Raw genomic sequence first — 8,867 nt, forward strand, 5'->3', positions numbered from 1 at the left:
TTTTAGCTAATGCCACGCCACGGGATCAGCCGTTCCTCGGCGATCCGCAGCAGGGCGTCGATGAGCAGGCCGGAGAGGCCGATGGCGAAGAGGCCGAGCACGACCACGTCGGTCTGCGAGTAGCGCTGCGCGTCGCGGATCATGCCGCCGATCCCGGGCACCCCGTTGATCGTCTCGGCGGCCACCACGGAGGAGTACGCCACGCCGACCGCCAGCCGGATCCCGGTGAAGATCTCCGGCAGGGCGCTGGGCAGCACCACGTCCCGGGTCGACTGCCAGCGGCTGGCGCCGAGCGCCCGGGCCGCCTCGACCAGGCCGGACGGGGCGCCGTGCACGGCGGCGGCGGTGGCGACCGCGACCGGCGGGAGGGCGGCGATCGAGAGCAGCCACAGCTTCGGGGTCTCGTCGATGCCGAACCAGATGATGAACAGGCTGAAGTAGGCCAGCGGCGGCAGCGCCCGGACGAACGTGACCACCGGCTCGGCGATCACCCGCAGCCAGCCGACCGTGCCGAGCAGCACCCCGAGCACCAGCCCGCCGGCGATGCCGATGGCCGAGCCGATCACGATGCGCCGCAGGCTGACGCCGAGGTGCTCGATCAGCAGGTGGCCGCTGTAGCCGCGGATGCCGTCGTGGGTCGTCGACGTCACGATCAGCTGGTGCCAGACCGCGGCGGGCGAGGGGATGAAGGCCGGATTGTTCAGCACCCGGGCCGAGATCTCCCACAGCAGGCCCAGCGCGACGAGCGCCAGCAGCCGCAGGGCGACACGTCGGCGCAGGCCGCCACCGGGCGCGAGCGCCGGCGCCGGCTTGGCGGTGCGTTCCGGCGCGGGGGCCGGTGCGAGCAAGGTGGTCACGGAAGGTCTCCAGGCAGAGGTACGTGGCAATGCCTGCTATTCCTATCGTGTCTATGGGGTTTATGGCAATAGCCGTCCTGGAACAACTTCGTAAAACATATTAGTTCTGTAGGACTTGTGGGAGATGGGGAGGCTTACCTACGGTCAGCGATGTGAGCGTCCTCTCCCCACCTCGCGGGACCGGCGAGACCAAGACAACCGACGAACTGGTGGTGCCTGCCCGCCACCCCTGGCGCTGGGCCGGAACCGCCCTGGTGCTGGTGCTCCTCGCTCAGTTGGGGCACGGCCTGGCCACCAACCCCGGATGGGAGTGGGGCACCTTCACCGGCTACTTCCTCGAGAAGTCGGTGATCGACGCGCTGCTCGTCACCCTGGAGCTGACCCTGGCCGGCGCGGTGCTGGGCTTCCTCGGCGGCATCCCCCTGGCCGCGATGCGGCTCTCCCGCAACCCCGTGCTGGCCGCGGTCAGCTGGACCTACATCTGGGTGTTCCGGTCCGTGCCACTGATCGTGCAGCTGCTGTTCTGGGCCAACCTCGGCTACCTCTACGACACCCTGCAGATCGGCATCCCGTTCGGGCCCGGCTGGTCGTTCAGCACCACCAACCTGATCAGCTCGTTCGGCGCGGCGCTGCTCGGACTGGCCCTGCACGAGGCCGCGTTCGCCGGCGAGATCATCCGGGCCGGGCTGCTCAGTGTCGACCAGGGCCAGCACGAGGCGGCCGCCGCGCTGGGCCTGCCCCGGCGCCGGCAGTTCCTGCGCATCGTGCTCCCGCAGGCCATGCGGGCGATCCTGCCGAACGCCGCGAACCTGCTGGTCAACCTGCTCAAGAGCACGTCCATCGTGTACGTGCTGGCGATCGGCGAGCTGTTCTACCAGGTCCAGGTGGTCTACGGCCGCAACGGGCGGGTGGTGCCGCTGCTGATGGTCGCCACCGTCTGGTACGTCATCCTCACCGCGCTGCTCTCGATCCTGCAGTACTACGTGGAGCGCCACTTCGCCCGCGGCGCCGTCCGCACCCTGCCGCCCACCCCGTTCCAGCGTCTGAAGGCGGCGATCCGCCGATGAGCACCCCGGTCCTGGAGATCCACGGCGTGCACAAGTCGTTCGGCACCCTGGACGTGCTGCGCGGCATCGACCTGACCGCGCAGGCCGGCACGGTCACCGTGATCCTCGGCCCGTCCGGCTCCGGCAAGTCCACCCTGCTGCGCAGCATCAACCACCTGGAGAAGGTGGACCGCGGCCGGGTCCGGCTCGACGGCGAGCTGATCGGTTACCGGCAGGCCGGCGGAAAACTGCACGAGCTCGGCGAGCGGCACATCCTCGAACAGCGGGCCCGGATCGGCTTCGTCTTCCAGAACTTCAACCTGTTTCCCCATCTCACGGCCCTGGAGAACGTCGCGGAAGCGCCGATCGCGGCCTTGAAAAAGCCCAAAACCCAGGTGTACGACCACGCGCGCGAGCTGCTGGCCCGCGTCGGCCTGGCCGACAAGACTGACGTCTACCCCCGGCAGCTCTCCGGCGGTCAGCAGCAACGCGTCGCGATCGCCCGGGCCCTCGCCCTGGAACCCCGGCTGATCCTGTTCGACGAGCCCACGTCCGCCCTCGACCCGGAACTGGTCGGCGAGGTGCTCGACGTGCTCCGCGACCTGGCCGCGGCGGGCACCACGATGATCGTGGTCACGCACGAGATCGGCTTCGCCCGGGAGGCCGCCGACACCGTGATCTTCATGGACGAGGGCCGGATCGTCGAGCAGGGCCCGCCCGCGCAGGTCCTCGACCATCCCCGCCACGAGCGGACCCAGTCCTTCCTGTCCAAAGTCCTTTAACCCGTTCTCAGGAGCTCCCATGCGTACAAAATTGGTGTTTTTCCTGGTGACCGCGGCGGCGCTGAGCCTGACCGGCTGCGCCGCGCCGGAGGAGAAACCCGCGGCCGCGGCCGGCAATCCATCCGCGTCGGCCGGCCCCGCGCTGAACCTCGGCCCGGAGCAGAACCGGATCGTCCCGGCCAAGGACGAGGCCATCGCGGCGCTGGTCCCGGCGGACATCCGGGCCACCGGCAAGCTCACCGTCGGGGTCGGCGCGGCCGGCTCCGGCTTCCCGCCGCTCGCCTTCACCGCGACCGACAACAAGACCCTGATCGGCAACGAGCCGGACCTCGCCTACGCGGTCGCCGGCATCCTCGGCCTCGAGCCGCAGGTGGACAACGCCTCGTGGGAGAACCTGTTCATCGGCCTGGACAGCGGCAAGTACAACGTCGGCGTCTCCAACATCACGGTCACCGAGGAGCGCAAGAAGAAGTACGACTTCGCCACCTACCGCCTGGACAACCTGGCCTTCGTCACCAAGAAGGGCGCCGGCCTGAAGATCACCGGCCCGGCCGACGTGGCCGGCAAGAAGGTCGCGGTGAGCTCCGGCACCAACCAGGAGAAGATCCTGGTCGAGTGGAGCAAGGAGGCCGAGAAGCAGGGCCTCGAGCCGGTCGACATCTTGTACTACCAGACGAACCAGGCCACCTACCTGGCGCTCGGCTCCGGCCAGATCGACGCCTACCTCGGCCCGAACCCGAGCGTCGCCTACCAGGTCGCGGTCGACGGCAACCTGGAGATCGTCGGCACCTACTCCGGCGCCGGCGCCGCCCGGCAAGGCAAGATCGCGTTCACCACGAAGAAGGACAACGGCCTGGTCAAGGCGCTCGGCGCGGCGACCGACAAGCTGATCCAGAGCGGCGACTACACCAGGATCCTGCAGCGCTGGAACCTGACGAACGAGGCCGTCGCCACGTCCGAGGTGAACCCCGAGGGACTCCCGATCGAGGGCAAGTGACCACGTTCATCGGTTTCGACGACGTGCTGGACAACCCGGCCTGGCACTCGCTGACCGGGGTGCACGCCCGGTTCGCGCAGGTGCACGGCCGGGCGGGCCGATATCAGAGCGACGTGGCGCCGTTCCACGCGCTCGGCACTCCGGAGGATCCGCGGTCCTGGGCCGACCTGGCCACGCTGGTCGAGCCGGAGACCGAGGTGATGCTCGCCGGCCTCGGCGGGCAGGCCCGGCCCGGCTGGGAACCCACCCGCAGCATCCCCGGTGTGCAGCTGATCGACGTGGCGCTGCGGGCGGCTCCGGACCCCTCCGCCGAGGTCCTGGGTGCGAAGGACGTGCCGGAGATCCTCGACCTGATCGGGCGTACCCAGCCCGGCCCGTATCTGTCGCGCACCGTCGAACTCGGCACCTACCTGGGCCTGCGGGACGAGGGGCGGCTGGTCGCGATGGCCGGGGAACGGCTGCACCCGCCCGGGTTCACCGAGATCAGCGCGGTCTGCACGGACCCGGCGTACCGGGGCAAGGGGCTGGCCACCCGGCTGGTCCGGGCGGTCGCGGCCGGGATCCTCGACCGCGGTGAGACACCGTTCCTGCACACCGGGGCGGCCAACACCACGGCGATCCGGCTCTACGAGAAGCTCGGCTTCGAGCTGCGCCGGCACGTGGACTTCACGGCCTACCGGTCGACAACACGTGCCGGAAGGCCTGCGCTGCGGGTGTGAGCGGCCGGTCCCGGTGATGGATCACGCCGATCGGCGGGTGGGACGGAGCGGAGTGCAGGGCCCGGACGACGATCGCCGGGCCCTGATCACTTTCCGCCACCGACCGGGCCAGCAGTGCCACCCCGAGGCCGGCCGCGACCAGCTCGCGGATGCTCTGCGGGCTGTGCGTCTCGAACGGGACCCGGGGCGTGAACCCGGCGGTGCGGGCCGCGTCGTCCAGGATCCAGCGCAGCCCGCTGCCCTCGGGCAGACAGACGAACGACTCGTCCCGCAGCTCGCCGAGGGTGATCCGTCCGGGACCTTCGAGCGGGTGCCCTGGGGGTAACGCGAGGACCAGCTGCTCCTCCGCGAGCGGCAGCGCGTCGAACCGGGGCGGCAGGTCGCTGTGCACCGGGCCGATCACCAGGTCCAGCTCGCCGCCGTCGAGTGCACCGAGCAGACCGGTGACCAGCCCGGACCGCAGCCGCAGCGCGATACCCGGGAACTGATCGTGGAACCGGGCCAGGGCAGCGGGCAGGTCGTACCGGCCGAGCACCGCGGTCGCGCCGACCGTCACCCGGCCGGTCACCACCGCGGTGATCTCCCCCAGCTCCAGCCGGGCGCCGTCCAGCTCGGCGAGCACCCGGCGGGCCCGGGCCACGAACAGCTCCCCGGCCGGGGTCAGCGCCACCCGCCTGGTGGTCCGGGCGAACAGGGCCACGCCCAGCTCGGCCTCCAGCGACCGGATCTGCGCCGAGACCGCGGACTGGGCGACGTGCAGGCGCTCGGCGGCCCGGGTGAACCCGCCGTGCCGGGCCACCGCCTCCACGTAGGTGAGTTGTCGAAGCTCCACCCGTTCATCGTGACGCACGATGAATGCCATCGGGAACGTGTCTTGGACATATCAATCTCCCGGGACCACGCTTGGCGCATGGCTTCCCTTCGCACGATCACCCGCGGCGCGGTCGGTCTCGGTTGCATGGGGTTCTCCCAGGCGTACGGCCCGGCCGACGACCAGCAGTCGATCCGCGCCATCCGCACCGCGCTCGACCACGGCGTGCGGCTCCTGGACACCGCGATGAGCTACGGCGCCGGCCACAACGAGCAGCTGATCGGCAAGGCGATCGCCGGCCGCCCGGACGCCGTGATCGCCACCAAGTTCGGCATCGTCCGCGAACCGTCCGGCACCCGCCTCGACGCCCACCCGGACCGGGTCCGGGACTACTGCGACGCGTCCCTGCACCGGCTCGGCGTCGATGCCATCGACCTCTACTACCTGCACCGCGTCGACCCTTCGGTGCCGGTCGCGGAGTCCGTCGGTGCGATGGCCGACCTGGTCACCGCCGGCAAGGTGCGGCACCTGGGCCTGTCCGAGGTGAGCCCGGCCCAGCTCGCGGACGCCGTCGCGGTGCACCCGATCGCGGCGGTCCAGCTGGAGTGGTCGCTGGCCTGGCGCGAACCCGAGGACGACATCATCCCGGCGGCGCGCACGGCCGGCGCCGGGATCGTCGCCTACAGCCCGCTGGGTCGCGGTCTGCTGACCGGCGCGCTGCCCACCGGCCCGTTCGCCCCCGGCGACTTCCGCGCCGGCGACCCCCGCTTCGCGAACTCGTCGTTGGCGGCCAATCTCCAGGTCGTCGCCGCTCTCGAGGCCAAGGCTCAGGGGTACGGCGTGAGCACCGGCCAGCTGGCCCTCGCCTGGCTGCTGGCACAGGGTGACGACGTGGTCCCGATCCCCGGCACCCGCAACCCCACCCGCATCCTCGAGAACGCCGCCGCCGCGCAGGTCACCCTCACCCCGGCCGACCTGGCCGACCTGAACGAGATCGCCCCCCGCTCGGCCTGGCAGGGCGACCGCCGCTCCTTCGCCGCCCACCACACCACCCGCACCCCCGCACCCCCCACCCCCGCCTGAATGTCCTCCAATGCCGCTCACCTCAAGTTGATCTTGATGGGCGCCGGCGGCCGGAACCGCCCGGCCCGCGAGGTCGTCCCGGTCCGGGCGGTGGCGCGGGTGACCGGATACCGGCGAGTACACGGCCGTGCGCTCGCGGCCGGGATGTAACCGACCCCGGCCGGGATGCAACCGACCCGGCCGGGATGTAACCGACCCCGGCCGGGGGGGGTGAACACGGTGTCTGCCCGGGGAGCATCGGGCCCGATGATCGCCGGCTGGCCGCCCCCTCGATCACCCTGTGGGCGGCGAGGGGTGCACATGCCCGCTCGGATGTGCCTGTCGCTGCTGGGCAGGGCTGTGCGAGTCCGCGTTGCCAGATCGCGTGCCCTCGCCGCCCACCTGGGGGCGCTAGCCGCACGCACCACCTGACCGCGGACCACCACCGCCCCGAACCCGACCCACCGCGGACCCCTGCCGCCCCTTCAGCGCCGAGCGCGGACGGCTGCCGCCCCACCGGTCCCGAGCGCGGACCCCGGCCGTTACAACAACACCGAGCGACGGGACATCCCGGCCCGCAACAACACCCCTACCCACCTGCGCCCGAACACATCGGGAACCACCCCACGACCGCAGAGCCCCACCGAGATCAAACGGCATTGGGGAACACTCGGCTGGTGCTGGTGGTGGTATCCCGGCCGCGGGTAGTCAGCGGCGCACCGGACCGCGACCAGCGGCAACCCTGCCTGGCCAGCCACCCCAGCCATCCACCCACCGCGAGCGGGCAAAAGGCCGACCATGGGCGGAAGCAAGACCGACCACCTGCCACTCGCCACCCGCGGCGGGGTAGGACCACCCCCTCCGGCCACGGCATGGCGGCGAACCCGAACCCGGGCACCAAGGCTGGCCCAGCCACGGGCATGAGGCAGACCCGGGCGCGGACCTGGAGGTGGGGCCGCCGCAGGGGTGCGGGTGGGCTAGATGGTCAGGTCGTGGAGGTGGGTTTCGGCCCAGTCCCGGAGGCCTCGCAACGGGAGGATCAGGCTCGCGCCGAGGGGGGTCAGTTCGTATTCGACGTGCAGGGGGACCGCCGGGTAGACCGTGCGGGTCAGCAGGCCGGCGTCCTCCATGCGGCGCAACGTCTGGGTGAGGACCTTGGGGCTGATGCCCTCCATGTGGCGCTGCAGGGCGCCGAAGCGCAGCGGGCCGTCCTCGAGCGCGCCGACCGCCAGCGTCGTCCACTTGTTGGCGATCAGGTCGAGCAGGCCGCGGCAGGGGCACAGTTCGGCGAAGACGTCGTGCTTGTCGTGTTCGCCGGTGGCGCAGGTGCTGGTCATCCGACCTCCTTACTTTCCGATAGATAGTAGCCGCCCTTGCGGGTAACTACCGCTCCGGGGATAGCTTTCCGGCGTTGCTCCCCCGTTCGGAAGGAAACGTCATGCGAGCCGTCACGCAGCAGGAGTTCGGTGGTCCGTCGGTGCTCCGGGTGACCGAGGTGGACCGGCCCGAACCGCTGCCGACCGAGGTGCTGGTCCGGGTGGTCGCGGCCGGGGTGAACCCGGTCGACTACAAGACCCGGGAGGGCGCCGGGATGGCCGGTGTTCTCGGCACGCCGCCGTTCGTACTGGGTTGGGACGTGTCCGGGGTGGTCGAGGCGGTCGGTTTCGGCGTGCACACCCTCGCGGTCGGCGACGAGGTCTACGGCATGCCGTGGTTCCCCCGCCAGGCCGCCGCCTACGCCGAGTACGTCACCGCCCCGTCCCGCCAGTTCGTCCGCAAACCCGCCTCGGTGGGCCACACCGCGGCCGCCGCCGTGCCACTCGCCGCACTGACCGCGTGGCAGGCACTGACCGCCGCGACCACGATCACACCCGGACAGCGGGTCCTGGTGCACGCCGCGGCCGGCGGGGTCGGGCACTTCGCCGTGCAGTTCGCCAAGCACCTGGGCGCGCACGTGATCGGCACGTCCCGCGCGGCCAACCACGAGTGGCTGCGGACCCTGGGCGCGGACGAGGTGATCGACTACTCCACGACCCGCTTCGAAGAGGCCGCCAAGGACGTCGACGTGGTCCTGGACCTGGTCGGTGACGTGGGCACCGGGGTGCGGTCGGTGGCCGCGCTCGCACCCGGCGGCCTGCTGATCGCGATCCCGGCCGGTGTCGCCCCGGCCGTCGCCGAGGCAGCCGAGGCGGCCCGCGTCCGCGCCGTCCCGTTCCTGGTGGAGCCGGACGGCCCGGCCCTGGCGACGATCGCCGGGCTGATCGATGCGGGACAGGTGCACGTCGAGGTCGCCGCGGTGCTGCCGCTGGCCGAGGCCGCCGAGGCGCACCGCCTGATGGCCACCGGCCGCACCCGGGGCAAGCTGGTCCTGGAGATCTGATCCCGGTGCGGTGAGCCGGGCGCGGTGGTAAGCCGAGGCGCGACACCACGCCCGTCCGGGCCGAGGCCCCCCCGGCCCCGGCTGGTGCTCAGGGGTGTCTCGAGCGCCCGGAGGCACCCCTGTGAACCAGCCGGGGTCCGCAGGCGCGCTGCGGACCGGGCACCGGGACTGCGCAGCGCGAGACCACCACGGGACGCGGCTCGTAGCCTGCGG

9 protein-coding genes are annotated in these 8,867 nt (G+C 71.6%); 6 read left to right on the top strand and 3 right to left on the bottom strand.

Annotated elements, in window-relative coordinates:
* Positions 1-2 precede the first annotated feature (2 nt).
* Entirely contained in the window at positions 3-857 is an 855-nt protein-coding gene (locus Apa02nite_RS40170) for an ABC transporter permease (RefSeq protein WP_203829733.1), read from the bottom strand.
* A 152-nt stretch (positions 858-1,009) separates the two neighbouring features.
* Here Apa02nite_RS40170 and Apa02nite_RS40175 point away from each other — a divergent pair, with 152 nt between their 5' ends.
* Genes Apa02nite_RS40175 through Apa02nite_RS40190 form a run of 4 tightly spaced genes read left to right on the top strand, consistent with a single transcriptional unit; the run spans position 1,010 to position 4,401 of the window.
* Entirely contained in the window at positions 1,010-1,924 is a 915-nt protein-coding gene (locus Apa02nite_RS40175; RefSeq protein WP_203829734.1) for an amino acid ABC transporter permease, read from the top strand.
* Positions 1,921-2,685: an amino acid ABC transporter ATP-binding protein gene (locus Apa02nite_RS40180; protein ID WP_203829735.1), complete on the top strand. Its 765-nt coding sequence runs from the start codon at positions 1,921-1,923 to the stop codon at positions 2,683-2,685. Before Apa02nite_RS40175 ends, Apa02nite_RS40180 begins: the two co-directional genes overlap by 4 nt.
* Before the next feature lie 19 nt (positions 2,686-2,704).
* Complete coding sequence (locus Apa02nite_RS40185) at positions 2,705-3,682, top strand: ABC transporter substrate-binding protein (RefSeq protein WP_203829736.1); 978 nt, start codon at positions 2,705-2,707, stop codon at positions 3,680-3,682.
* The gene (locus tag Apa02nite_RS40190) at positions 3,679-4,401 is read left to right on the top strand and encodes a GNAT family N-acetyltransferase (RefSeq protein ID WP_203829737.1); all 723 of its coding nucleotides are present in this window, start codon (positions 3,679-3,681) and stop codon (positions 4,399-4,401) included. Before Apa02nite_RS40185 ends, Apa02nite_RS40190 begins: the two co-directional genes overlap by 4 nt.
* On the opposite strand, the gene Apa02nite_RS40195 is transcribed toward Apa02nite_RS40190, so the two are convergent.
* A complete protein-coding gene (locus Apa02nite_RS40195; RefSeq protein WP_239164881.1) occupies positions 4,349-5,233 on the bottom strand; it encodes a LysR family transcriptional regulator in 885 nt (294 codons plus the stop codon). The genes Apa02nite_RS40190 and Apa02nite_RS40195 overlap by 53 nt on opposite strands.
* 78 nt (positions 5,234-5,311) lie before the next feature.
* On the opposite strand from Apa02nite_RS40195, the gene Apa02nite_RS40200 reads away from it, so the two are divergent.
* Entirely contained in the window at positions 5,312-6,295 is a 984-nt protein-coding gene (locus tag Apa02nite_RS40200; RefSeq protein ID WP_239164882.1) for an aldo/keto reductase, read from the top strand.
* A 956-nt stretch (positions 6,296-7,251) separates the two neighbouring features.
* On the opposite strand, the gene Apa02nite_RS40205 is transcribed toward Apa02nite_RS40200, so the two are convergent.
* Positions 7,252-7,611: a winged helix-turn-helix transcriptional regulator gene (locus Apa02nite_RS40205; protein WP_203829739.1), complete on the bottom strand. Its 360-nt coding sequence runs from the start codon at positions 7,609-7,611 to the stop codon at positions 7,252-7,254.
* 101 nt (positions 7,612-7,712) lie between these two features.
* Here Apa02nite_RS40205 and Apa02nite_RS40210 point away from each other — a divergent pair, with 101 nt between their 5' ends.
* On the top strand, positions 7,713-8,654 hold the full coding sequence (locus Apa02nite_RS40210) for an NADP-dependent oxidoreductase (RefSeq protein WP_203829740.1): 942 nt from the start codon (positions 7,713-7,715) through the stop codon (positions 8,652-8,654).
* Positions 8,655-8,867 lie beyond the last annotated feature (213 nt).

Origin of the sequence: Actinoplanes palleronii (assembly GCF_016862315.1) — a bacterium.
Taxonomy (GTDB): Bacteria; Actinomycetota; Actinomycetes; order Mycobacteriales; family Micromonosporaceae; genus Actinoplanes; species Actinoplanes palleronii.

What these genes read in the sequence shown, in the direction of transcription:
- Apa02nite_RS40180 (WP_203829735.1), top strand. Translation starts at nt 1,921, where the DNA reads ATGAGCACCCCGGTCCTGGAGATCCACGGCGTGCACAAGTCGTTCGGC.
- Apa02nite_RS40185 (WP_203829736.1), top strand. Translation starts at nt 2,705, where the DNA reads ATGCGTACAAAATTGGTGTTTTTCCTGGTGACCGCGGCGGCGCTGAGC.
- Apa02nite_RS40200 (WP_239164882.1), top strand. Translation starts at nt 5,312, where the DNA reads ATGGCTTCCCTTCGCACGATCACCCGCGGCGCGGTCGGTCTCGGTTGC.
- Apa02nite_RS40205 (WP_203829739.1), bottom strand. Translation starts at nt 7,611, where the DNA reads ATGACCAGCACCTGCGCCACCGGCGAACACGACAAGCACGACGTCTTC.
- Apa02nite_RS40210 (WP_203829740.1), top strand. Translation starts at nt 7,713, where the DNA reads ATGCGAGCCGTCACGCAGCAGGAGTTCGGTGGTCCGTCGGTGCTCCGG.